A 24137-nucleotide genomic window follows, 5' to 3' on the forward strand; every position below is an offset into this window, starting at 1 on the left:
AGGGTTCAGGCGACGCTGTGCAGTTCGGTGCATACCTTGTTGCGTCCCAGATGCTTGGCGCGATAAAGTGCAGCATCCGCCCGGTGGAACACGGTCAGGAAATCACGGTCTCCCGGCGTACAGAATGCGATGCCCGCACTGGTCGTCGTGGAAAAATCACCGGCCAGAGCTTCAAAAACCGTCGCTGCGAAGGCCTTGCGGATCGCATCCGCCATGGCGAGAACCTCGCTGTTCTGCTTCTGCCGCAGGACCAGGACGAATTCCTCGCCGCCGACGCGGGAAATCAGCGCCTCGCATCTGACATGGCTGCGCAGGACATTGGAAAAGGTTCCAAGCACCTCATCGCCGATGATGTGGCCGTGCGTATCGTTGATCGACTTGAACGCATCGAGGTCGAAGATCACGACGGAATCCCCGAGCTGCAATTCATTGTCGGTCAGCACATCGTAAAGGGCGCGCCTGTTCAGCAATCCGGTCAGGCTGTCGGTGCGCGCGTCATTGGCGTGGCGGCGCGCAATACGCGACTGGGTGAAATTCAGCGACAGGGCGCCAATGCCCGTAATCCCGATGATGGCCGTTATCGCATTGATATGTTCAGCCCAGTTGCTGGGAATGGCGGTCATCACCCATTGCCGTTCATAAAGGATCACCGCACCGCAGAGAAAGAACGAGATCGCCGTCAGGACATAAAGCGCGATCATGCCTGTCACGGGCACCGGCGCCTCGCGGTAGACATGGAAATATTCCTTCGCGGTCAGCAGGAGCAACAGGGCCGATGTCAGGTTGAAAATTGCCGTGCCGGTGCCTGTCTGTCCCGCCAGGATCGGCAGCACCGTCGCGCAGATGACGGCAATCGCCAGAACGATCAAAAAGCGGCTGCGAACCGCACGGCCCGAAATCTGCCGCGAACCGAGGATCAGCAATATGAAGCCGAGGCTTTCGAGGGTGAAGGCAATGATGGAGGCCGTGGCCAGCGGCAACGGACCGGCATAATAAAGCACCGCCCCCGTGCCGAGCAGAATCATGCCAAGGCAACCCCACAACAGGAAGCTGTCGCGGGAGTTCTGGTACCAGACACTCAGGATCGTCAGGGCCACTGCCAGGGAGCAGATACCCGCCGCAAAAAACAGAGTATTCTCGTCAAAACCCAAGGATGCGTTCCCCCAACCGCAAGACACTGCCCGACAGAGTGTAATTCAGCTCTTTGTAATAAGCGATAAGCAATGTGCCTGCGCGTCTCTCCTGGCAGCCCTAGTCATTTCAGGCGCCATTTCCATCAAATTGACAGGGTCCTGCCCCTAAACCCCAGAAGCTGAAAACTTTTTTATTCCGGCCACTTGAACGGCCGTGGCAGCTTACTAAATCGACGCCGTCACACTAACATTTTCGTTCGATCAAATGGAGGTTCTGATGAGCGACCGTTTGTTTGACAGCCCTGTATTTGTTAAGGATGGGCCCTATCTCATTCGCGAAATTGCCTGCGTTGAAGATGCAATAGATTATCTTTATGAATGGCCGGAGCATGACCGCGATGTCATATATGAAATGACATGGAAGGCATGTTGCGATGCGCAGAACGGTCTCAAACCCCTGCACGTCGCGCGCCATGCGGTAGCAGGCTTCGCCCTCAAGCGAAATATTCTCGAAGAACCGCAGGCAGCAATTCCATGGGCATCGAACATTCGATCTGGCGGCGGCAGAGTTCCGGCATAGGAGCTTCGCTCATGCACTGGTATTTTATTATCGAGGGTACGATCCTTGCAGCTTTTCTGACGGTGACAGCCGCGCTGGTATGGAAAAACCTGCGCAGGCACTGATTATCCAAGGCAAAACCCCGGCACCGATGGGCCGGGGTTTTGCATTTCTGGATAGACGTGCATCTCCAATATTCGGTTGAAACGGGAAATGCCCTGTCCTCCGGCCTACATCACGCTGCCAGCGAAGCCATGTCGATGACGAAGCGGTAGCGCACATCACTCTTCAGGACGCGTTCATAGGCTTCGTTGATCTCCTGGATATTGATCTTCTCGATTTCGGAAACGATGTTGTGCTGGCCACAGAAGTCCAGCATTTCCTGCGTTTCCTTGATCGAGCCGATCATCGATCCCGCAAGCGACTTGCGGCCCGGAATGAGCGAGAAGGCGTGCACCGGCACCATATGTTCCGGCACGCCGACAACAACCATGGTGCCGTTTACCTTGAGCAGCGCAAGATAGGCATTCCAGTCGATGGCGACGCCGACCGTGCAGATGATGAGGTCGAACGTTCCGGCCAGCTTCTCGAAGGTGGCTGCGTCGCTGGTGGCGTAATATTCATGAGCGCCGAGCTTGAGACCGTCTTCCTTCTTGGAAAGCGACTGGCTCAGCACCGTCACATGCGCGCCCATGGCGTTGGCGAGCTTGACGCCCATATGCCCGAGCCCGCCCATGCCGATGATCGCGACCCGCTTGCCCGGACCTGCATTCCAGTGGCGCAGCGGCGAATAAAGCGTGATACCCGCGCAAAGCAGCGGAGCTGCCGCATCGAGCGGAAGATTGTCGGGCATGGAAAGGACATATCCTTCCTTCACGACGATATGGTCCGAATATCCGCCCTGCGTCCGTTCCTTTCCTTCGGCGTCGAAGGTGTTGTAGGTCTGGATGAGGCCCGGAAGATATTGCTCGTTGTCGACATCCCGGCTGGCGCAGCCGACGCAGGAATCCACGAAGCAGCCGACGCCGACCTTGTCGCCGACCTTGAATTTGGTGACCGCATCGCCGACGGCAGTCACGACGCCTGCGATTTCATGTCCCGGAACGATGGGATAAACGGCATTCTTCCATTCATTGCGAACGGTATGGATGTCGGAATGGCAGACGCCGCAATACTGGATCGAGATGACCACGTCATCCGCGTTGGGCTCGCGCCGTTCAAATGTGAACGGAACCAACGGCTCGTCTGCATCCGTAGCAGCATAACCTCTTGCTATGGCCATGATAGACTCCATTTATTGGATTGGGGAAGCAGGCGGAATATGCCGGAGACCCGGGCAGATGCGGTAGACCGATCCTGCAAGCTTCTTGCACGATCCTGCAAAACTGCCTGTTTCGCGATTGCCGATACCGACCCGCTTGCGCAATAATTGCTCTATTCCATTTCATCTGACCGGATCATCCATGACGTCATTGACAGAGACCTATAACGAGCTTGCCGCTCTCGCGGAGCGTTTCACCGCACAGGACGGCGAATACCGCACGCCGATCGAGGGCCTGTCGATCAGCAGGCGCACGACGCCAAGCATACCGTGCCACAGCAGTTACAGGCCCTGCCTCGCCATGGTGCTGCAAGGCGCAAAATCGCTGCGCCTCGGTTCCGAAACGATCAACTATACCAAGGGCGAATATCTGGTGACGTCGCTGGACCTGCCGGTCACATGGCGCGTGGTGGAGGCCAGCCCGGAAGCGCCGCATCTGTGTCTGGCGCTCGCCATCGACAGCGAGAAACTGACCGACCTGATCGGCCGTGTGGATGTTCGCAGACGGATGCTAGCCGATGGGGATCAATGGGGAATAACCGTCAACGCCGCGCCTGCGGGCCTGCTCGATGCCGCCTTGCGCCTGCTGCGCCTTCTCGACAACCCCGACGATATTCCGGTGATGGCGCCCCTGATCGAACAGGAAATCCTCTATCGCCTGCTGACGGGTTCCGGCGGCGAGCGACTGATCAACATCGCCACCGCCGACAGCCAGGCCAACCGTATAGCGCGGGCTATCGCATGGCTTCGCCAGAACTTTGCCGCACCGTTGCGGATCGAACAGCTTGCCGAACACGTCAATATGAGCGCGTCGTCGTTTCATCACCATTTCAAGGCGATCACGGCGATGACGCCGGTGCAGTATCAAAAGCAGCTCCGCCTCAACGAAGCCCGCAGGCTGATGCTGGTCGAGCGGCTGGACGCCGGCACGGCGGGCCATCGCGTCGGCTATCAAAGCCCGTCGCAGTTCAGCCGCGAATATAGTCGCTTCTACGGCAACCCGCCGATGCGCGACATCGAAGCCGCCTGAATGACAAAACGGCGGAACTTTCATTCCGCCGTTCTTTAAAGAGCATCCCGAAAAGTGTGAAACGGTTTTCGGGAAAGATCGCCCAAAACAATGGGACAGAGCGCCGATCTGATTCAGTCAGATCGGCGCTTCGTTGTCAGTGGGTCTGGCTGTTGCGGACCGTTGCAACATCCGCCGCCTTCACCGGCCCGGCGCTGTTGCCCCATGCGGAGCGCACGAAGGTAGCCAGTTCGGCAACTTCATCGTCCGTCAGGCGGTCGGCATAGCCCTGCATCACAAGACGCATCGGACGCTTTGTCGTGGACGGAACCTCGGCGCCGTGCAGGATGATCGAGATCAGCGGCTTCGTTTCCGAACCTGTCACCAGATCATTACCGGCAAGCTCGGGGAAGATTCCCGGAGCCCCCCTGCCCGTCACGAAATGGCAGGCAGCACAGTTGTCGAGATAGAGCCGCGCACCAAGCGGCATATCGGGAGAAGCTTCGGTCAGCATCTTTGTCGTTGCTTCACCGGCGGCATCAGCCGGGGCGGCTGGCAGCGCCTTGGACGCCTTCACGGCAAACTCCTGCGGCACTTCAACGGCAGCACCGTCAATCCCCTTCAGGAATGCGGCAATCGCCAGATTGTCGGCATCGGTGAGATGCTGAAGCGAATGTTCGACCGCAAGGCCCATTTCGCCATTGGCCGTGGAGTAGGAATTGCGGCCTGTTGCAAGATAGGTCGCCAGTTCCTCGATGGACCACTTCTGCGGGGCGGAATTTGCGCCGCGCAGCGACGGTGCGTTCCAGCCATCGACGACGCCGCCGGTGAGGAAGTCCTTGTCACCAACCTGCGTGCCGCTCTGCGCCATCAGCGGATTGCGCGGGCTGTGGCAGGCGGCGCAGTGAGCCGGGCCCTCGACCAGATACTGGCCGCGATCCTGTGCTTCCGACTTGCCTGCGGCCTTGAAGCCCGCTTCCTGACCGAGAGCCAGCCAGTTCCATGCACGAATGCCGAAACGCATGTTGAACGGGAAGCCGAGCTTGGTTTCCTGAACGACATTGTTCACCGGCTGTACCTGATGCATGAAATAATCATACAGCGCGCGGACATCTTCCTCGGTCAGCTTGCGATAGTTCTCGTAAGGCATTGCCGGATAGAGATGTGAGCCATCGGCACGAATGCCGTCATAAAGAGCGGCGCGGAACTGATCGAGTGTCCAGTTTCCGATGCCGGTTTCCTTGTCCGGGGTGATGTTGGTCGTCCAGATCGTACCCATTGGGCTTGCAATCGGGCGTCCACCGGCAAAAGGCTTGCCGCCTTCCGCCGTGTGGCAGGCCATGCAGTCCGATGCATACATGACATACTGGCCCTGCCCTTCGGCGGGTTTCCAGTCCGCCGCCAGTTCCCTGGTCGGCTTCGTCAGCTGTACCGGCACGAAGATGAAGGCCAGCAGCGCGACAATTCCGATGACGACGAGAGCGCCGATTATGCGAAGAAAAGTCTTCATCACCATTCTCCTCAGATCAGCGGACGCGGATTGGACAGGTATTGCGTGCGGATCGCATGCGCAGTCGAATAGGCAAGCCCGCCGAGCAGACCTGTCGGATTGTACTGCGTGTTCTGCACGAAATTGCCCGCGCCGGTCAGGAACACATTGTGCTTGTCCCATGCCTGCGAATAGCGGTTGACCACGCCCTCACGCGGATTGTCCGACATGATATGGCCACCCGTATTGTGCGTCGTCTGGTATGGGCGCACGTCATACTGCGCGCCTTCCTTCTTGAAGGACGACTGCATCAGGTCGGGGTTCATCGTCTTGGCCAGCGCTTCCATCTTGGTCTTCATGTACTGGGTCATCCGAATATCGTTCGGATTCCAGTTGAAGGTCATGCGCATGAGCGGGCGACCGTGACGGTCCTTGTAGGTCGGGTCCAGATCGAGATGGTTGGTCCGGTAGGACATGTGCGAACCATGGCTGCCGATCGACATGGAATGGCCGTACCATTCGGCGATGGCCTTTTTCCACGCGCCGCCCCATGCCGGTGTACCGGATGGCAGCGCCATGCTGCGGATCGGCTGGCCGTTGGTCTGGCCGGCGCGCCAGTACGAACCGCCGATGAAGCCTTCCCGTCCGAAATCGATCTGGTTGACACCGAAATCGTCGATGCACATGCCGTTCGCGCCGGTGCCGATGAAAGGGTTGAATTCCTCATCCTTGAAGAAGAGCGTCACGCCGCCATTCATCTGATAGGCATAGTTGCGCCCGGTGACGCCCTCGCCCGTTACCGGGTCGTATGGCTGACCGATGCCCGACAGAAGCGCCAGATGCACGTTGTTGAGCGAGAAGGACGCGAGGATGACGATATCGGCGGGCTGGAATACTTCTTCCTGCGTCGCCTCGTCGAAATAGGTCACGCCCGTGGCGGTCTTACCGTCCGGCGCCATTTCGACGCGAAGAACTTCAGACTCCGTGCGATAGGAGAAATTCGGCATGCGCTTCAGCGCATCGAGGATGGCCGTCTGCGGCGATGATTTGGAATACTGGTAGCAGCCGAAACGCTCGCAGAAACCGCAGTGATTGCACGGCCCCATCTGCATGCCATATTCGTTGACATAGGCGGTTGAGGCAATGCCGCCCGGCGACGGGAACGGGTGATACCCCATGCCCTGAGCCGCATCGGCAAACTTCCGTCCGTCCCAGGTGGTGTGCATCGGCGGCATCGGGTAGTCATTGGAACGCCAGCCCTCGAACGGATTGCCGCCTTCGACGATCTTTCCCTTCAGATTGCCCGCCTTGCCGGAAATGCCCGCGATGCGCTCGAAACGGTCGAAGAAAGGCTCCAGCTCGTCATAGTGGATCGGGTAGTCGCCGAGAAGCATGTCTTCGGGAATGATCTGCTCGCCCCAGCGTTCCTTGACATAGGAGCGCAGGCGCAGCTCTTCGGGCTGCGGACGCCAGTTCAGGCCGTTCCAGTGCGTGCCCGCTCCGCCGACACCGTTGCCGGGCAGAAACGAGCCGAAGCTGCGGTAGGGCAAGGCGACTTCGTCGGCGTTGCGGCGGATCGTGACGGTCTGCTGGCTGGCGCGCTGCATCATCTTCAGGCGCACGCCGTATTTCAGCTCGTCGATCATGTTGGGATATTTGAAATCCGGGACCGTGTTCTGGTCATGCCCGCGCTCGAGCGCGACGATTTCAAGCCCTTCCTGCGCCAGTTCCATGGACAGGATGGCTCCGGTCCAGCCGAGGCCGACCACAACCACGTCTTTTTTCTTTTCCTGACGTGCCATCGTTAAGCCCTTTCGCCCTTGATCGAGACCGGGCCCAGCGGGTAGCGAACATTGTAGCGTTCGACCCATTCCTTGTAGCTGCCGCGCGCACCGGGGAAGCCGATATAGCTCCACGCCTGCATGCCGTGATTGCCGCCATACATCGGATCGGCGAAATAGCCTTCCTTGGTGTTCTGCAAGAGAAGCGTGAAGAAGTCGCGCAGTTCAGGCTGAAGGCCGACCTCCCCTTTCTGCAGCGAGGTCAGCGCCGCGTCCTGCTGTTCACCAGTCAGGGCGGAGAAAGCCGCGCCGTACTTCTGCTCGCACCATGCGTTGAATGCGGGAATGCCCTGCCGGTAAATCTGCGCAGGGTTCAGCGGTGTCTGCCAGCCGCGCGTCGGATCTGCGGACGGATCGTGGGGTCCGACCATGTACCAGTCATCCGCGCGACCGAAATCGCCGGCGAGCTGGAGATCGATGAATACGGGAACACGGGCTTCGATGGCGCCGGGGCCGTCGCCTTCGGACGGGATCAGTCTCGCCGTGGCGGCAAGGACGAAAGCCCATTCGACTTCATTGAAATACTGGCGTTCATATTGTTCGAGTGGAACCGGGGGAGTTTGCGGTTCCGCTTTTGCTGAGACAGCGAGCCCTGAAAGCATCACACTTGCTGCGGAGGCTTTCAGAAAACTGCGACGACTCGGATATCCGGGGAGGTCGGTCATGTCGTTTCCTGCCGATCTGGTGGGTAAGACTTTTTGAGGTGTTTCCGAGAAATTCCACGATACGCAGACGAGAAACATATACGCTGGATACACATACCTTCAGAATAGTTCAAATATCTTGTACCCTAGTTGTGCATAAACATGCCGAGGTCTCTATAAAACCGGGGCTTTAGCGCGTTCGGAAAAGCCCCGCAGAACGACCGGAAATCCGCTTGCTTGGGCGGTATGGCGCGTTGTTTTCACAATCACGTGATTGCAGGCACGTGATTGCAGGATTTGCCCGCCGAATATTGCCCGGCAACGCCCTTGAGCCCGCTTCCGCAGGGAAAATTCGCCTCGCCCGACCGGAACCGGCCCCGGCTTTTCACGTTGAAAGCGGTGGCCGAAAGAGGTCATTATGGGCCGTCGTGGTTTGCGCACGACGGGAGTGAAACGAAGGGAGGTCAGAAAAATGAAGGCACGCACAGCGACTGTCGGTGATCTTGAAAGCGTTTTTCATGACCTTTCGAGGCGCATGGCGATCGAATATATCGCCGCCGGCAAGGATACCAAAGCCGCCTATGACAACCTGATGATGAACCTGCGGGAAGGTCGTGCACATGCCTTGCTGCAAGACGACAAGGTGGTGGCAATCATCGCGTGGCACGAAGCGGATGGCGCGACGGACACGCTTTTCGCCGCGAAGGAAGAATTCTTCAACCGCAACACCGTGCGCTTCTGCAAGCAGCATATCCGGCAGATTCAGGCGCTGGCGGGCGATCTGCCTGTCCACTCGCGAAGCTGGCTCGACCGTTCCGACATTGTGAAATGGTTCCGGATCATCGGCTATGAGGAAAAGGGCACCGAGAACGGCGCCCGGCTGTTTGAACTGCCCGCCCCCAACGACGCAATCGTCTCCGCATGATTTTCGCCACCGGAGCAATTCCGGTGGCGCCCACGGCAAAAGCAAAATCCGACTGCAAAGCGGCCGAACTTGAGAAGTCTGTTCCTTGATGAAGGAGACTTCGTAGCTCACCATCGCAGCATGGACACGAGCTATATCTATATCGCCATCGCCCTGCTTCCATTCCTGCTCTGGAGCACGATCATCGTCGTACTGTCGGAGCTGGATATTGATGCCGGTCACACGGACCGCGATAGCATGAGCGATGATCGCCCCACCGACGACCAGATGGCCGATGTCGTGACCATTCCCTACGGCCTGATCTTCCCCCTTTATTATCACACGCCGACCGCATCCCGGGAGATCGGCTGACCTTTTCCAAGCGCCCGGCACAACCCTTGTTCGCAAGCTGCTTCACGCCCGCCATACAGGGTTGCGGAAGCACGGGCAAAGTGTTGCAGATAGATCGCAGCCGCAAGCCGGACCTCACCCTTACCCTTCGATTGCCCCCTAATAATTGTTGACTCTGTTACTCCATTTTATAGTTGAGTAGCAGACTCTTATTTAATGTCACGAGACGGGGAACGCTCGCGACAGGCTTATGAACCGAGGGATCCGCATGCGCTTCTATTCCCGTCACGGTCGGCTGAACCTGGCTTTGACCTGCTCCACCCTTCTTGCTTCCACTGCGATTTCGCTGGCTCAGGACAGCGCGCAACCGCTTGTTCTGGACACGGTTACGATCCAGTCGCAGAGCAACGACACGCTCGTTCAGGACGGTTATGTCGCCAAGAGAGATCGTGAAGGCACCAAGATCGACACGGATATCGTCAGGATTCCGCAGTCCATTTCGGTCATCACCCAGCGCCAGATGGAAGACCAGAAGCCTGTTACGCTCAACGATGCGTTGAGCTATACGGCGAGCGCCAATCCGAACAATTTCGGCTTCGACACACGGTATGACGCGTTCTATCTGCGTGGTTTCCCGGCCTATTACACCGGCATGTTTCGCGATGGCCTGCGCATCATCAACGGCCCGTCTGCGTGGCTGAAAACCGATCCATACGGCATCGAGGGCATTACGGTGCTGAAGGGCCCGGCTTCCTCCCTCTATGGCGTGAGCGGCCCCGGCGGTATCGTCAACGTCGTTACCAAGCGCCCGAAGGAAGAAGAATTCCGTGAGGTGGAGTTGCTGTTCGGCAGCCACAATCGCTATCAGGCCGCTTTCGACCTGTCCGGGCCGGCCAATGAAGACAAAACATTCCTCTATCGCATTACCGGCCTTGGCCGCATTAGCGATACCGAACTGCCCGGCTATCCGGACGACAAATATTACATTGCCCCGTCATTCACCATAAAGCCGGATGAAGACACGCGCTTTACATTCCTCAGCGAGTTTTCCCGCTCCGTGACCGGCTGCACGGCGGCGTTCTACAATCCGTCCTATGGCGAGGTTTCCAACCTCTACGAAGGCGATCCGAACTATAATGATTTCGTGCAGAAGCAGGGCCGCGTTGGTTACGAATTCGAGCATCGTTTCAACGATCTGCTGACCGTTCGCCAGAATGTCCGCTACAGCGATGTCGATGCCGACCTTGAATATAGCGGCCATTATCCGCAGGAAGGCAGCGCCGATCTCGCCCGCTACTGGGGCCACTACAAGGAGCGCATGAAGAACTTCGTCGTCGACACGATGGCGCAGTTCGATTTTGAAACCGGAGCGCTGACCCACAAGGCAATCGCTGGCATCGACTATGCCTGGTCGGACTACAAGGCCTATAGCGGCCTGTCCTACGTGTCGATTGAAGACATTCGCGCAATGGACGTTCCGTTCAACGGCGCCCAGAAGATGAATCAGGTCGGCATCTACGCGCATGACCAGATCGAGTGGGACAACCTGACCGTGTTCGGCAGTGGCCGCTATGACTGGGTGAAGTCCACGACCACGGATGTCGACTATACCGATACCAGGCAGAACGACAGCGCGTTCTCGGGACGCGTCGGCGTGGCTTACAAGACCGAATGGGGCCTTATCCCCTACGTCAACTATTCGACCTCCTTCTCTCCCAATATCGGCTTCGTTTACGATGACGTCGCGAGCGATGACAGGCACGTCGCCAATCCGACCATCGGTCGCCAGAAGGAAATCGGCGTCAAATACGAAATTCCCGGTTATAACGCCGTCATCAGCGCTTCATTGTTCGACATCGACCAGAAGGACGGCATCGTGCTCGATGCGTCTTCGGGCATGAACAAGCAGCGCCAGCTCGATCTGAATTCGCGCGGTTTCGAGCTTGAAGCCAATGCCACGCTCGATAACGGCATCGGCATCATCGCTTCCTACACCCACTTGCGGGTCAAGATCGACAAGGGCGCGGAAGGCACCGTCGGCAACGAACTCTCCGGCACGCCGAACGATGTCCTGTCGCTCTGGGGCAACTACAAGATCGAGAACGGCGTGCTTGCCGGTCTCGGCCTCGGTTCCGGCATTCGTTACGTCAGCTCCAGCTATGGAGACGATCTGAACAGCTTCAAGAACGAATCCCGCATCATGGTCGATGCCGCCGTTTCCTATGATTTCGGTTATCAGGATCCGAAGCTTGAAGGCGTTCTGTTGCAGGTCAACGCCAAGAACATCTTCGACAATCGCGACCCGGTCTGCACGGCAGGCTATTGCTATCAGCAGGAAGGCCGCCAGGTGTTCGGCAGCCTCCGCTACCGCTTCTGATGGCCCAAATGGAGCGGATGGACAAAGCACCCTCGCCGGTCGCCGTGTTTGCGACGATCGGCGGCCTCTACATCGCCCAGAGTGTCATTGGCGGCATGACGTGGACGGGTTTGCCAGCGATCATGCGCGACAATGGCGTATCGCTCGACCAGATCGGCCTCGTTTCGCTCATCATTCTGCCCTGGGCGCTCAAGTTTCTCTGGGCGCCCGCGGTAGAGCGTTTCCGGCTGCCTCCGGCGGGCAAAACCCGCACCGCCACCATTATTCTCGGCGGCGGCTTTCTGTCCGTTCTCTGCCTCCTTGTCATCGGCTTTGTCGATCCGGGACAGGTCTATCTGCTGCTTGCGATCCTGGCCGTCGTCGCCTTTGCCACGGCGACTGTGGACATCGCCTGTGACGGCTATGCCGTGCAAAGCCTGTCGCCCGAAAACTACGGTTGGGGCAATGCGGCGCAGGTCGGCGGCGCCTATCTCGGGTCGGCCATCGGCGCCGGTGCCTTTCTGATCCTAGTGGACAAAGCGGGCTGGCAGGTTGCCATCTGGACCATGGCCGCAGTCCTCGTGCTGCTCGGCCTGCCTTTCGCGGTCTTTTCGCGCGGCCGAGACAGCATCGAGGATCGCCCTCACACCCCTTCCCTGCTGGCCGCATGGCGGCGACCGGAAATCAGACGCGGCCTTGCGGCGGCTGCGGTCTATGTGATCGCGCAAAAGGCCGGACTGGCAATGCTCGGCCCGTTTCTCATCGATGCAGGGCTTGACCTCACCACGGTCGGCATTTTGAACGGAGCAGGCAGCATGTTCATCGGCCTTGCGGCGGCGCTGGCCGGTGGCTGGCTGGTTCGCGCTTTCGGCGTTCGCGGCATTCTGGTCGCGGCCCTGCTGCTCCAGGCTTTCTGCTTCCTGTTCTTTGCCCTCCATTCCACCGACAGGAATGCGGGCGTCGTGCTCATTGCGGTTGCAGTGGCGAGTTCCTCCGGCGTTGTGGCACTTGGTTTCGTCGCGCTGTATGCGCAGTTCATGCACTGGTCGGATCCGAGGCAGGCCGGGGTGGACTTCACCCTGTTCCAGTGCATGGATGCTCTCATCAGCATGGCGGGCGGCGTCGCATCGGGCTACGTGGCGCAATATTTCGGATATGGACCGTTCTTCGCAGGCGTCGGCGCCATCGCAATTCTTGCAGTGCCGCTGATATGGAAACTCTGCCGTCCGCGCCTATCGCATTAGTTGCACGGGGCGACCGATTCCCCCCGTACCTTAACCGATTTCTGACGATTAGCCGCTATCTGATGGATAGCAGCCAATCGGGGGAAATCATGGCTTGGAAATTGATGTTTGCGAGTGCCGTCCTTGCTGTAGCTCGGACAATGCCAAGGGTCTTCGTTGCGCCCCAGGGGCCCGCCGTCGTCTCCGACAATGCAATGGAAATGGAGTTGAAGCCCGCGCCGATCAATCCTGACTGGGTGCTGGATGGCAATCCGCAGGCCCGCTCCAGCGAGCAATCGGCAAGCGCGGACGGGGCCGCCTATACCGCCATATGGGATTGCACCGCAGGTACCTTCCGCTGGTATTTCGGCTGGGACGAAACCGTCTATATCCTTGAAGGCGAAGTCCACGTCACCGATGCGGACGGCGGCACCCGCACCTTGCGGGCGGGCGACGTCGCCTATTTCCGCGGTGGCACATGGGCTACCTGGAAAATCGAAAACTATTTGCGCAAGGTCGCCTTCATGCGTCGCACCTTGCCCGCACCCGCTTCATTCATTTATCGCGCAAGCGACGCCGCAAGACGCCGTCTGGGTCGGCGCAAAGGCGGCGCTCTCAACTGATTACCGCTTTGTGATCGGTACGGGCGATGGAGCCGCGCCCGTCAGATTGACGGGCGGTCCCGGTTTTCAGTATAAATCCCCCATGGCCTTTGCCATACGTGATGGGAATGGGGTTCTCCCGAAACTGCCAGCAATTGGCTGATGACTCCTGCTTGAATTGAAACAGGAGAAGAGCGCGTCGCAATGCCTCGTGAAGCAGGATACTTATCAAGATTCCGGAAGCAGACGGCGAAGCCTCTATCCATTATTGAATGGACACAGAACAATGCAAGCTACCCTCGTTGTAGCGCTCGGCGGAGCGATCGGAAGCGTCGCGCGATATTGGCTGGCCCTCTTGATGCTTCCCGTAAGCCGTGAGCTTCCCTGGGGCACTATCGTCGTCAATATTATCGGTTCGTTTGCAATCTCGTTCTTCGGAGCATTGACGCTGGAACAAGGCCGCTTTCCTATCCCAGAAATCTGGCGCATCGCTTTCATGGTCGGCGTCTGCGGAGGCTTCACCACTTTCTCGTCCTTCAGCTTGCAGACAATGGACCTCCTCCGGGCTGGCCAACCGGGCAAGGCATTGTTCAATATCGGTTTTTCGGTCGTGCTGTGCCTCATCGCCGTATGGCTCGGACTGCTGGCCGCCGAACGCTTCAACGGCGGCATCGAACAGGTCGCACAGAATGTAATCGAGGAAGAAGCCTCTTGAGCATTGCTTCGGGCGCGAAACCTGTCGCGCCCTTCTCATTTTCGCGCCCCTGAGAGAAAGTAAATTCGAGTATTAGATCAATAAAAAAAGCACACACCCTCAATCGAGAATCATCTTCTGGCGTGTCAAGTAATTTTATGCTAGTCTATACAATATTATATTTTAGGATTAATGAATATGAAATTGATACATTCTCTATTCTCCAATCCCTTGCATTATTCGGGGTCGTCATAGTGATAATGTTCATGATTTTTATTGGCATGAACACCAATGGGACATTGTAGTATATTTGAGGTTCGCTTTTGCAAGGATTGCAGTCTGGTGGCGCTGGGGTTCTCCACAGTTGCACAAGCTCGGCCGTCCTTGGGACCGAGAAGAACGAAGGCTTTCAATACGGGCATCGTAGCCCGAGCCAACACGCGCGCCCTTACAACCAAATATCGCTGATATTTATTGAATTCGATGAAAATGGCGGAGGGGGTGGGATTCGAACCCACGGTACAGTCTCCTGCACGCCGGTTTTCAAGACCGGTGCCTTAAACCGCTCGGCCACCCCTCCAGGCAATTGACTTCTCGTGCTTTTCCCGATTTCGGTAAAGCAGCAAACCGCAGCAAGCTACCGATTTGCGACCAATCGCTCAGCGAGTGACTTCTTAGCAGCTTTTCTTTTCACGTCAACGTGCACTGTTTCATTTGCCAGCATTCTGGATAGCAGAGATCAAAACGGCGGCTTGTTGAGAGGACGACAGCGAACCGGCGCTCGAAATGCAACTTTCGATGTCGATGCCATGGCCAGCGGCCCGATGCGCACTAGGTTCTTGCGAGCAGCCTCTATCACAGATTGCCATTTCGGCAGAATTCAACACGGAGAAATCCCATGCAGCACGAAATCCGCGAAAATATGGAAGTAATCGGAGCCGATGGCGTGCATGTCGGCACGGTCGACCACATTGAAGATAACCGCATCAAGCTCAAGAAGACCGATAATTCCGGCCAGCACGCCGGCCATCACCATTATATCGAACTCGGCTTCGTTGCCGACGTTGAAGGCGACAAGGTAAGACTTTCCGCCAATGCGAATGTGGCGGTAACCCTGGAAGAAGAAGCCTCCGGTCGCCCGGTCGATCTTTGAAGCAGTCCGAACGCCAGTTCATAACACGGCGCCGCGGGCTGCCGTGTTATGAGCGCGCTGCCCTCTCCAACATCTTCATCATTTGTTGCAGATTCGGACGCCGGTCTGATAGAGTTTTTATGCAAAAATGCCGCAATGAAGCGACCGGGCTTGTCCTTTGCCATAATGCGGCTTAAACTTGAGTTTAATAATCAAAATAAGAAAAAGGGAAGCTATGAGTCTGGATTCCGTAAAGGCCTTTTTTGCGGCCAAAGCGCCTGAAATCGAAGTGATCGAACTGCCTACCAGCACCGCCACCGTTGTTCTCGCCGCCGAAGCGCATGGCGTGGAACCGGGGCAGATCGCCAAGACGCTCTCCTTCTCGGCCAAGGACCAGACCATTCTCATCGTTACTCGCGGCGATGCCCGCATAGACAATCGCAAGTTCAAGGATCAGTTTGGAACGAAGCCGCGCATGCTGGATGCCGAGACTGTCCTTGCCGAAACCAGCCATCCGGTCGGAGGCGTGTGCCCGTTCGGCCTGCCGAGCGCCCTGCCCGTCTATTGCGATGTTTCGCTGAAGACCTATGAGGAAGTCGTGCCCGCAGCCGGGGCTACCAACAGCGCCGTGCGCATCGCTCCGCACAGGATGGCCGAACTCGTCAGCGCCGAGTGGATAGATGTTTGCCAGTGACGCTAAAATGGACATTTGCGGCCGGTCTGGGAGGAACTCGCAGCGAATTGATGCCGGCAACAACTTTTCCCCTTTAAAGGTGAGAAAAGACTTCATATATTTTAAGAATGATTCTAAAGTGGGTTAAGAAACAGATACTCGCTTTAGCGCATGTTCCGATCGCGCCTTGAACCTTTCGGAAACGAAGATGCGACAGGACCAGAATTTTAAAGCAGTTCCGAAACAGGGATGAACCGTTTTCGGTTGGAGCTGCAAACTCAAGGATTGGAGCATCGCTGCCTCTGTGGAGGCGAGATTGCTTCAAGACGTGTTGAAAGGAACAGTGATGCGTCTTACCCGCCAGACGAATTATGCCGTTCGTATGCTCATGTACTGCGCTGCCAATGATGGCAAGCTCAGCCGCATTCCGGAAATCGCGCGCGCATACGGCGTTTCTGAACTGTTTTTGTTCAAGATTCTTCAGCCGCTCGTCGAGCATGGGCTGGTAGAAACGGTACGCGGCCGCAATGGCGGCGTGCGGCTCGGACGCGCGGCACAGGACATTTCGCTGTTCGACGTCGTGCGGGTGACGGAAGAAAACTTCGCCATGGCCGAGTGCTTCGAAAACGACGCCACCGAATGCCCGCTGGTTGATAGCTGCGCACTGAATTCGGCGCTGCGCGAAGCGCTCAATGCCTTCTTTGCCGTGCTGATGAAGTACAGCATTGCCGACCTCGTCAAGGCGCGCCCGAATGTGCGGCACCTGCTTGGTCTCGATGAGATGGAACCGGAGCGCGTCGCGAGCTGACGGCTCAGCGCCAGGGTGCGAACGTACAGGTCCGGCTTGCTGCCGGACCTTTTTTCATTCTGCGGCGGCGCGATAGGCGGACTGCGGCAGTATGAAAGGCACGCCCTTTTCGGGCGGAACGCCGACCCGCAACGAGCATTCATAGACACGTTCGAGCCGCTCGTCAGTCAACGCTTCGCGCGGCGTCCCCATCACGTCGAGCTTGCCCTTGCTCATCACCGCGATACGGTCGGCAAACATGGCGGTCAGGTTGAGGTCGTGCAGGATCGCGATCACTCCGCCGCCTGCCGCCGCGAAATCCTTCGCAATCTCCATCACGACGATCTGATGCCGTATATCGAGGCTTGAAATCGGCTCATCGAGAAACAGATAACGCGCCTTGCCGTCCACGACCGGTTTCCAGACCTGACACAGAACACGGGCAAGCTGCACGCGCTGCTGCTCTCCGCCGGAAAGCTCCTGATAGAGCCGCCCGCTGAAACCGGCAAGATCAACCCTTTGCAAGGCGAGATCGGGCAGCCGCTTTTCTTCATCCCGAGAAACACCGCTATAGCCGCCCGTAAGCCCGATCTTCACAATTTCCCGTACCGTGAACGGGAATGACAGGGCGCTTGCCTGCGGCAGCACCGCGCGGCGCGCCGCCATCTGCCAGGGCTTGATTTCCGCGAAGGACTTGCCATCCAGACAGGCTGTTCCGGTGTAGGCGATATCACCGGAAAGCGCACGCAGCAGCGTGGTCTTGCCGGAGCCGTTCGGCCCGACGATTGCCGTCACCTCGCCCGGTTTGGCGGAAAAGGCGACGTCGCTGATGATGGTCTTGCCCGACAGGCTTACGCCCAATGAAGTCGTTTCAATCATGACAGCCTCACAGATCGAGCAGGCCGCGCTGGCGCAGCAATATCCAGAGGAAGAACGGCGCGCCGAAAAGCGCGGTGATGATGCCGATCGGCAATTCCGCCGGAGCCACAATCGTGCGGCTTACCGCATCTGCGAGCAGCAGAAGCGTCGCGCCCAGCAGGGCTGAGGCCGGCAGGAGATAGCGATGATCCGGACCGATGCCAAGGCGCAGCATATGCGGCACGACGATACCGATAAAGCCGATCCCGCCTGCGACGGCGACCGTCGCGCCGGTGGCGGCAGCGACCGTAACAATGGCGATGTTCTTGACGCGCTGCACCTGAATGCCAAGATGGCCAGCGGCAGCTTCGCCGAGAGCCAGCGCATTGAGACCGCGTGCCAGCAAGGGCGATACGGCGAGGACGACGGCAATGATCGGACCTGCGGCGCCGATCTTCGCCCAGGTGGAACCTGCAAGCGAGCCAAGGCCCCAGAATGTCAGGTCGCGGAGCTGGCGGTCATCGGCCAGATAGATAAGCCCGCCGGTGGCAGCGCCCGCCAGCGCCGCCAGTGCGATACCTGCGAGCAGCATGGTCGCCACAGAGGTCCGCCCCCGCCGCGTCGCAACACGATAGAGCAGAAACGTGCTGCACAGCCCGCCAAGGAATGCCGCCAGCGGCAGCGCATAGACACCAAGAGCAGCAATGACCGGCGCAAGAACGGTGCCGCCCAGAACGATCATGGACACCGCTCCAAGGCTCGCGCCGGCGGAAACGCCAACGAGGCCCGGATCGGCAAGCGGATTGCGGAAAAGCCCCTGCATGACAGCCCCGGAAACCGCGAGCCCCGCCCCTATCAGCATGCCCATGACGATACGCGGCAGGCGGATTTCCATGATGATCAGATGATCGCGGCGAAATGCATCCGCGCCCTCGGTTCCACCGGAGGTCAGAGTGCGCAGAACCGAAAGCACGGACGCGTCCGAAGCGCCAGCCGTGAGGCTGAACAGAGCAGCGAGGCACAAGGCCGCCGCGAGCAATATGATGGTGAGCCGTGCGCGTGCCGCGCGGTCTCCCGTGTCGTTTTCTGCATGACGCGCTGCAATGCGCTGCTCGCGCGCCACGCGACCCTGGATCGTCATTTCCAATAATCCTTGCAATCGGGCCCGCGCTGGAACCGCGCAAGCCCGACCATGTTACTGCCCCGCAGGAGCGCCATAGAGTTTTGCCGACAGGTCGCGAATGGCGGCGCCGGTTCGCGGCCCGAAACCCAACAGATAGGACGCCTCCATCGAAACGATGTTTCCGTCACGCCCCGCCGGTGTTGCCGCGATAACCGGGTTTTTCATGAGCGATTCCGGCGTCATCCCATCCGCGCCCGTATCCATGATCAGGATCATGTCAGGCGCCGTCTTCTCAACGGCCTCGTCGGTCAACTGCTTGTATCCGTGATATTCGCTGACGACGTTTTCACCGCCGGCAAGCTTGATCATGCCATCAGCCGCCGTGCCGGTGCCTGATGCCATCAGGCGTCCGCCGGGGGCCGACAATACGAAAAGCACACGCTTGCGTGGGTTATGGCCTGCCGCAGCCTTTTCGGCCGCCTCAATGTCGCTGGATATTTCTGCGGCAAGCGTCCGGGCCTTGTCTTCCAGACCGAGGGCCTCGCCCACGATCTCGATTTTCCTGACGACGCTTTCGCCTGTAAAGGTCTCCGGCACGACGATCATCGGCACGGACGCTTTTTTCAGGACATCGAGTGTATCCTGCGGGCCACTGCCTTCGAGGAGCAGAATGCCGGTCGGGTTGACCGAAAGCACGCCTTCGGGGGCAAGCTGGCGCATATATCCCACATCTGCCAGCTTCTTGACGGCTTCGGGATAAACGCTTGTCTGGTCACGACCGGCAAGCATATTTTCCGCCCCGAGAGCGTAGACTATTTCCGTCAGCGATCCGCCAACGGAAACAATGCGCGACGTATCGGTGAAACGATCGACAGTGTCGGCGCTCGCAGCGCCGGTCGCCAGCGACAGTGCGATGGCGACAAGGGCGGCTCCGTGCCTGAGGCGCAAGGAAATGAACGACATCGCCGTCACCCTATGCAGCGGAGGATTGCGGCAGACGTGGAAGATTTTCCACGATCATGCGCCAATCGGCCAGTTCCGCTTCGCCCTCATGACGCTCACCGAAGAACTGAACAATCAGTTCGCCCCTGGCATCATAAGCTTCGAGCGAGGTCACAGGCCCGTCCTTGGTCGGCTTGCGCACAACCCAGACGTCAGAGATGTGATCGAGGCGCAAATGCATATGGAAAGTCGGGTCCAGCACGTTCAGCCAAGGGCCCATCATCTTGATCTCGTGGATCGGCCCCGTGTGAATCTGGATGCAGCCGCGGCTACCGACAAAGCACATGATCGGAAGCTTTTCCTGCACCGCATGGTTCATCATGGCCTCGACTGACGACGTGTCGACCCGCCAGGCGAAATCATGACCGGCAAGATGCACGGCCTGATGCCGGTCCACGCCGAAATCCTTCAGCAGGCCGACAAACTGGTGCACATCAGTGAGAGCGCCCCAACGCTCACGGAAAGCGTTGATATCGAGAAGCGACACATCCGCCTTCGGCCCCTTGGGAGCGAGGATGCTTGTTTCGATGACCGGTGACTGATCATCCAGCAGCATATCGGTTACGAGCGCCTCATAGGCATCAACGTCGGAAGCCGGGCGCAGATGTATCTTGAAGACCGCCTCGCCCGTGGCGTCGAAGAACTGCAGGCTGCGGCGCGTTGCTTCACCGTCCCGCTTGGCGACTGCAAAACCGTGAACCCAGTGCTTTGGAAAAATGCGAAGATCGATTTCCTTGCCGAGCGCCAGCGAAGCGTGCGCTCCCCAGACGGTCTTTTCAAAAGGTCCGATCTTTTCATGGACCACGCTTTCATTGCGCGTCAACGCCATGATTTCGCCGACAGACGCGATGCGGTTCAACAGCGTTTCAACATCGGCGCGAATGCGTCGCGCCGAAATCAACGCCGTCTCGGGCTGTCCGCAATGCGCTGCAACAAAATCGGCTTCTGATATAGCGAGACTCTGCGCAAAATCGCGTTCGCGCATTTTCGGATTATCAGCCCGTGCCTTGAGAATCTCCTCTGGGGAGGGCTTGGTATGGGTCGTCATCTGATGTTGCCTACTTGTTTAGGATGAGCTTGCCTTGGCGGGTGATCTTGAGGCGATAGAGCGAGCCGCCGTGCTCTATGCCCACTTCCCGGGAGCCGTCGAAAAGTTCGCGGCTGCCATAGGTTTTCAGTTGCGGCTCAAGCGCACTCTCGCCGAAGCGAGGTCTTATCTGAGCCGGAACACATCCGGTCGAATCGCTGTGAAGCTGGCTTTCGGAAATGCGATCTGCGGCCCGATCGGAAACGGGTCCGCGCGGCAACCGCACCTGCATGTCGATATGGATACGCCTGTTCATTTTCTCGCCTCAGCATCGACTTTCCACACGGTGACGACAGCAAATTTGTTTTGTTGACATCAATACTCATGTTTATTAATCACTGCATTACTGGAATAAACGAGTCAAGTTTAAATCTCGCTTTTTCCACGCAAGCCAGGGAGATGTTTTCTTCCCAGCCAGCACGCGGCCTTCTCTTGAGGGGGAAGTCATAAACAATTGAAATTTTTCGGTTTCTTCGCTGTCCACAGGACTGGCGAAGCGTGTCTGGTCATGAAGGAAACATTGGAAATGCGGGCGACTGGTGGGGTTCATAGAAGGTCATTCAAGGCGAGCACGGGACTTGCCGTCATTCTGGCGGCGATGACGTCGCAGGCATTCGCGCAGGAGCAGAAAGCGGCTGACGACGAAGCCGGCGTTGCGCTGAAGACGATCACCATTCGTCGCGCGAACGACGTACAAGTGCCGACCTCGGTCACGGCGCCAGTGGGCAAGGTGAACCGCGAAGAGATCAATCGTTTCGGTGGCGCGAAACTGGACGATGTGCTGCGCGGAACCGCAGGCGTCTTCACCCTCCAGAGCGGCTCCAATCCGGGCGTGGCGGTCAATATCCGTGGCTTTGAAGGCTCCGGCCGCGTCAACATGATGATCGACGGCGTGCCGCAGAGCTATCGCAACACCGCGCATGACGCGCAGGGCTATGCCTATATCGACCCCAATCTGCTGTCTGAAATTGATGTGGCGCGCGGCGCTGTTACGACCGAAGGCGGTACTGCGCTTGCTGGTAGTGTAAATTTCCGCACGCTCGGCGTGGACGATGTCATTCTCGACGGCAAGGACAAGGGCGTTCTTGGACGTGCTTCCTGGGGCAGCAACGGCACCGGCTTTTCCGAAATGCTGGCGGGTGCGGCCCGTGTCAATTCCATCGGGCTTGTCGCAGCCATCAGCCGCCACGATTCCAACGACTACAAGAATGGCGACGGCGTGACTGTCGAGAAGACCGGCGAGGAACTGACTTCCGGCTTGTTCAAGGCCGAGTTCGGCCTTGGCGAAGACCAGAAGCTGACGCTTGGCGGCGTTCTCTACAACAACCACTACGGCACATATGCTGCGGGCTATCGTCCGGGAACCTATACGATCTACGATATGTTCCTGCAGAACCGCACGTTCTTCGCACAGTATAACTATAACCCGTCCGACAACGATCTCATCGGCATCGACGTCAACCTCTACCACAACAGCACATTGCAGAACTGGGTGGATGGAAATGGCGGCTTCGTCGGGCGGCAGGTCTCGACCGAAACCACCGGCATGACCGCCTCGAACACGTCGCGCTTCACCTTTGGCGATGTGGCGGTTGCATGGAAGAACGGCTTTGAAATCAACCGCGACAATGCGGGCGGCACCAAGACAGGCGTCAACCCGACAGATGCCACATCCAATCGCGGTGCGGTATTCTCGGAAGCGACCTGGAATTATCAGGCGCTGCAAGTCGTTACCGGCCTTCGCTATGATTACTTCAAGCTCGAAAGCGAAGACAGTTCGATCTCGAACAGCGACAGCGAGTTCAGCCCCAAGGTCACAGTCGCCTACAACGTGACCGACTGGTTGCAGCCCTACATTACCTATGCGCATTCCATGCGTTCGCCGACTTTGCAGGAAACCTTCCTTGGCGGCATCGCCCATGCCGGAACCGCCGGGCTGCATGGAAACCCCAATCTCCGTCCTGAAAAGCAGCGCGGCTGGGAGTTCGGCGTCAATATCGCTCGCGATGGCATCCTGACCGCAGAAGACGGCCTGCGCATCAAGGCCAACTATTACATGATGCGGGTTGAGGACTATATCACCGCCTCCAGCACCAACAGCCAGTTCATCAATGTTGACGGCACGTCCGATGTGAAGGGCTTCGAACTCGATGCCCGTTACGATGCCGGCTTCGCGTTCGGCGGCATTGCCTATACGCACTCCACTTCCGAACTGCCTGAGCAGACGGCTGGGCTTGGCGCCAACCAGTATCTGCCGGAAGATGTGGTGACTGTTACCGCCGGTGCGCGCTTCTTCGAGCGCAAGCTTGAAAGCGGCCTGCGTGTCCAGCACGTTTCAAGCGGTCGGACCATCAGCGGCAGCGATACCGATCCCTACACGCTGGTGGACGTGTTCGCGAAGTACAAGTTCACCGATACGGTCGATCTTTCGCTTCAGGTGCTCAACATCGCCGACAAGGAATATACCCCTGCGCTGAGCACCTATGGCTCCGGTCGCGGGCGCACCTTCCTCGTCTCGACGCAGTTCCAGTTCTAGAACTGCGGGAGGCGTTCCCGCCTCCCGTTTAAGATCGTCACATCTGCTAAGGCCGACCAACCTGACCGCGGCGGCCTTCTGATCCCGAGATGTGACGCGGCGAGTGCAGCCCTACCGCTGCACTCGCCGAAAACTATATAGTTAGAGCATTCCGCTTCGCACTTTTCGGGATGCGCTACAGCCAGTCCCAAACCTGATGGAAAAGGATCAGCAATGTTCATAGCCATGAATCGCTTCAAGGTTCGCGTCGGCAGCGAGGCCGATTTCGAGACCGTCTGGAAGAATCGTGACTCCAGATTGTCGGAACTTCCCGGCTTCGAAGGCTTTCATCTGCTTCGCGGCGCGACCAACGAAGAAGAAGGCTACACGCTTTATGCTTCGCACACGGTCTGGCGCGATCGCGAGGATTTCGTCGCGTGGACCAAATCCGAACAATTCCGCGATGCGCATCGCAATGCCGGGGATAACAAGCCGCTCTATCTCGGTCCCCCACAGTTCGAGGGCTTCAGCGCCGTGCTTGGCTCGTGATGCCGCAGGCCGCTGCCTATCCACAAGGTGCGGCGAAATAGCGCATAATGTCCTGGCGGCGCCTTTCCCGCGCCGCTATGGCGAACGCAGTTGGCAATTGTCCTTTAAAGATGGGTAGTTAACTCATATTTAGAACAATTCTAAGCTATTGATTTTTAGAACATTTCAAAAACATAAAAATTGACAGAACTGAACCCGAACGGCCATAACCTGACTTAATTGGGTGGGTTTTATAAACGCCGCTTAAGTAACGCCTTTAATGTTCGGGCCTTTAACCCTTGCAGT

At 58.1% G+C, this 24137-nt stretch carries 23 protein-coding genes, 1 tRNA gene and 1 riboswitch; of the genes, 13 read left to right on the top strand and 11 right to left on the bottom strand.

Annotation, left to right across the window (positions count from 1 at the left end):
- Nucleotides 1-5: 5 nt before the first annotated feature.
- A complete protein-coding gene (locus ABWW28_RS09070; protein ID WP_176587786.1) occupies nucleotides 6-1151 on the bottom strand; it encodes a GGDEF domain-containing protein in 1146 nt (381 codons plus the stop codon).
- 259 nt (nucleotides 1152-1410) lie between these two features.
- On the opposite strand from ABWW28_RS09070, the gene ABWW28_RS09075 reads away from it, so the two are divergent.
- Nucleotides 1411-1713: a DUF982 domain-containing protein gene (locus ABWW28_RS09075; protein ID WP_025090310.1), complete on the top strand. Its 303-nt coding sequence runs from the start codon at nucleotides 1411-1413 to the stop codon at nucleotides 1711-1713.
- Nucleotides 1714-1927: 214 nt separating this feature from the next.
- Here ABWW28_RS09075 and ABWW28_RS09080 read toward each other — a convergent pair whose 3' ends face one another.
- Entirely contained in the window at nucleotides 1928-2974 is a 1047-nt protein-coding gene (locus ABWW28_RS09080; protein WP_112669817.1) for an NAD(P)-dependent alcohol dehydrogenase, read from the bottom strand.
- 181 nt (nucleotides 2975-3155) lie between these two features.
- Between ABWW28_RS09080 and ABWW28_RS09085 the strand changes: the two genes are divergently transcribed.
- Nucleotides 3156-4043, top strand: coding sequence for an AraC family transcriptional regulator (locus ABWW28_RS09085; protein WP_176587785.1), 888 nt, complete (start codon nucleotides 3156-3158; stop codon nucleotides 4041-4043).
- Nucleotides 4044-4179: 136 nt separating this feature from the next.
- Here the strand turns inward: ABWW28_RS09085 and ABWW28_RS09090 are convergent, their stop codons facing one another.
- Genes ABWW28_RS09090 through ABWW28_RS09100 form a run of 3 tightly spaced genes read right to left on the bottom strand, consistent with a single transcriptional unit; the run spans nucleotide 4180 to nucleotide 8017 of the window.
- Nucleotides 4180-5532 (bottom strand): cytochrome c, encoded by a 1353-nt coding sequence (locus ABWW28_RS09090; RefSeq protein ID WP_176587784.1) that lies wholly within the window; start codon nucleotides 5530-5532, stop codon nucleotides 4180-4182.
- Nucleotides 5533-5543: 11 nt separating this feature from the next.
- Nucleotides 5544-7313 carry a GMC family oxidoreductase gene (locus tag ABWW28_RS09095; RefSeq protein WP_006471349.1) on the bottom strand — a complete coding sequence of 590 codons (1770 nt, stop codon included), beginning with the start codon at nucleotides 7311-7313 and terminating at the stop codon, nucleotides 5544-5546.
- Nucleotides 7314-7315: 2 nt separating this feature from the next.
- A complete protein-coding gene (locus ABWW28_RS09100) occupies nucleotides 7316-8017 on the bottom strand; it encodes a gluconate 2-dehydrogenase subunit 3 family protein (RefSeq protein ID WP_176587783.1) in 702 nt (233 codons plus the stop codon).
- Nucleotides 8018-8468: 451 nt separating this feature from the next.
- Between ABWW28_RS09100 and ABWW28_RS09105 the strand changes: the two genes are divergently transcribed.
- From ABWW28_RS09105 to crcB, 6 genes are all read left to right on the top strand, one after another.
- The gene (locus tag ABWW28_RS09105) at nucleotides 8469-8921 is read left to right on the top strand and encodes a hypothetical protein (protein ID WP_006471351.1); all 453 of its coding nucleotides are present in this window, start codon (nucleotides 8469-8471) and stop codon (nucleotides 8919-8921) included.
- A gap of 69 nt (nucleotides 8922-8990) precedes the next feature.
- Nucleotides 8991-9272 (top strand): hypothetical protein, encoded by a 282-nt coding sequence (locus tag ABWW28_RS09110; protein ID WP_244629870.1) that lies wholly within the window; start codon nucleotides 8991-8993, stop codon nucleotides 9270-9272.
- A gap of 247 nt (nucleotides 9273-9519) precedes the next feature.
- Complete coding sequence (locus tag ABWW28_RS09115; protein WP_176587782.1) at nucleotides 9520-11628, top strand: TonB-dependent siderophore receptor; 2109 nt, start codon at nucleotides 9520-9522, stop codon at nucleotides 11626-11628.
- A 17-nt stretch (nucleotides 11629-11645) separates the two neighbouring features.
- Nucleotides 11646-12851: an MFS transporter gene (locus ABWW28_RS09120; protein ID WP_176587781.1), complete on the top strand. Its 1206-nt coding sequence runs from the start codon at nucleotides 11646-11648 to the stop codon at nucleotides 12849-12851.
- Nucleotides 12852-12940: 89 nt separating this feature from the next.
- The gene (locus ABWW28_RS09125; protein WP_025090302.1) at nucleotides 12941-13453 is read left to right on the top strand and encodes a cupin domain-containing protein; all 513 of its coding nucleotides are present in this window, start codon (nucleotides 12941-12943) and stop codon (nucleotides 13451-13453) included.
- Nucleotides 13454-13547: 94 nt separating this feature from the next.
- A riboswitch (Fluoride riboswitch) is annotated at nucleotides 13548-13611 on the top strand.
- Nucleotides 13612-13718: 107 nt separating this feature from the next.
- Entirely contained in the window at nucleotides 13719-14147 is a 429-nt protein-coding gene (crcB, locus tag ABWW28_RS09130) for a fluoride efflux transporter CrcB (RefSeq protein ID WP_006471356.1), read from the top strand.
- Nucleotides 14148-14616: 469 nt separating this feature from the next.
- Here the strand turns inward: crcB and ABWW28_RS09135 are convergent.
- Nucleotides 14617-14706: transfer RNA gene (locus ABWW28_RS09135), tRNA-Ser, on the bottom strand.
- 318 nt (nucleotides 14707-15024) lie between these two features.
- On the opposite strand from ABWW28_RS09135, the gene ABWW28_RS09140 reads away from it, so the two are divergent.
- The 3 genes from ABWW28_RS09140 to rirA all read left to right on the top strand — a co-directional run bounded on the left by ABWW28_RS09140 (nucleotide 15025) and on the right by rirA (nucleotide 16739).
- Nucleotides 15025-15279 (top strand): DUF2171 domain-containing protein, encoded by a 255-nt coding sequence (locus tag ABWW28_RS09140; protein WP_113462697.1) that lies wholly within the window; start codon nucleotides 15025-15027, stop codon nucleotides 15277-15279.
- A 214-nt stretch (nucleotides 15280-15493) separates the two neighbouring features.
- Nucleotides 15494-15952, top strand: coding sequence for a YbaK/EbsC family protein (locus ABWW28_RS09145; RefSeq protein ID WP_100649960.1), 459 nt, complete (start codon nucleotides 15494-15496; stop codon nucleotides 15950-15952).
- 325 nt (nucleotides 15953-16277) lie between these two features.
- Nucleotides 16278-16739, top strand: coding sequence for an iron-responsive transcriptional regulator RirA (rirA, locus tag ABWW28_RS09150; RefSeq protein ID WP_006471360.1), 462 nt, complete (start codon nucleotides 16278-16280; stop codon nucleotides 16737-16739).
- A gap of 54 nt (nucleotides 16740-16793) precedes the next feature.
- Here rirA and ABWW28_RS09155 read toward each other — a convergent pair whose 3' ends face one another.
- From ABWW28_RS09155 to hemP, 5 genes are read right to left on the bottom strand one after another with little or no spacing between them, the layout of a single operon-like run.
- Nucleotides 16794-17597: a heme ABC transporter ATP-binding protein gene (locus tag ABWW28_RS09155; protein ID WP_112669835.1), complete on the bottom strand. Its 804-nt coding sequence runs from the start codon at nucleotides 17595-17597 to the stop codon at nucleotides 16794-16796.
- A 7-nt stretch (nucleotides 17598-17604) separates the two neighbouring features.
- Nucleotides 17605-18717, bottom strand: a complete 1113-nt coding sequence (locus ABWW28_RS09160) for a FecCD family ABC transporter permease (RefSeq protein WP_176587746.1) — start codon at nucleotides 18715-18717, stop codon at nucleotides 17605-17607.
- 54 nt (nucleotides 18718-18771) lie between these two features.
- On the bottom strand, nucleotides 18772-19662 hold the full coding sequence (locus tag ABWW28_RS09165; RefSeq protein ID WP_176587745.1) for a heme/hemin ABC transporter substrate-binding protein: 891 nt from the start codon (nucleotides 19660-19662) through the stop codon (nucleotides 18772-18774).
- Nucleotides 19663-19672: 10 nt separating this feature from the next.
- The gene (locus tag ABWW28_RS09170; RefSeq protein ID WP_176587744.1) at nucleotides 19673-20749 is read right to left on the bottom strand and encodes a hemin-degrading factor; all 1077 of its coding nucleotides are present in this window, start codon (nucleotides 20747-20749) and stop codon (nucleotides 19673-19675) included.
- Between the two features lie 10 nt (nucleotides 20750-20759).
- Nucleotides 20760-21044 (bottom strand): hemin uptake protein HemP, encoded by a 285-nt coding sequence (hemP, locus tag ABWW28_RS09175; RefSeq protein ID WP_176587743.1) that lies wholly within the window; start codon nucleotides 21042-21044, stop codon nucleotides 20760-20762.
- Between the two features lie 252 nt (nucleotides 21045-21296).
- Between hemP and ABWW28_RS09180 the strand changes: the two genes are divergently transcribed.
- Together ABWW28_RS09180 and hmuQ are read left to right on the top strand one after the other, a co-directional pair.
- Entirely contained in the window at nucleotides 21297-23324 is a 2028-nt protein-coding gene (locus ABWW28_RS09180; protein ID WP_176587742.1) for a TonB-dependent receptor domain-containing protein, read from the top strand.
- Between the two features lie 213 nt (nucleotides 23325-23537).
- Entirely contained in the window at nucleotides 23538-23852 is a 315-nt protein-coding gene (hmuQ, locus tag ABWW28_RS09185) for a heme-degrading protein HmuQ (protein ID WP_006468894.1), read from the top strand.
- Nucleotides 23853-24137 lie beyond the last annotated feature (285 nt).

Source organism: Brucella sp. NBRC 14130 (assembly GCF_040371715.1).
Classification (GTDB): domain Bacteria; phylum Pseudomonadota; class Alphaproteobacteria; order Rhizobiales; family Rhizobiaceae; genus Brucella; species Brucella intermedia.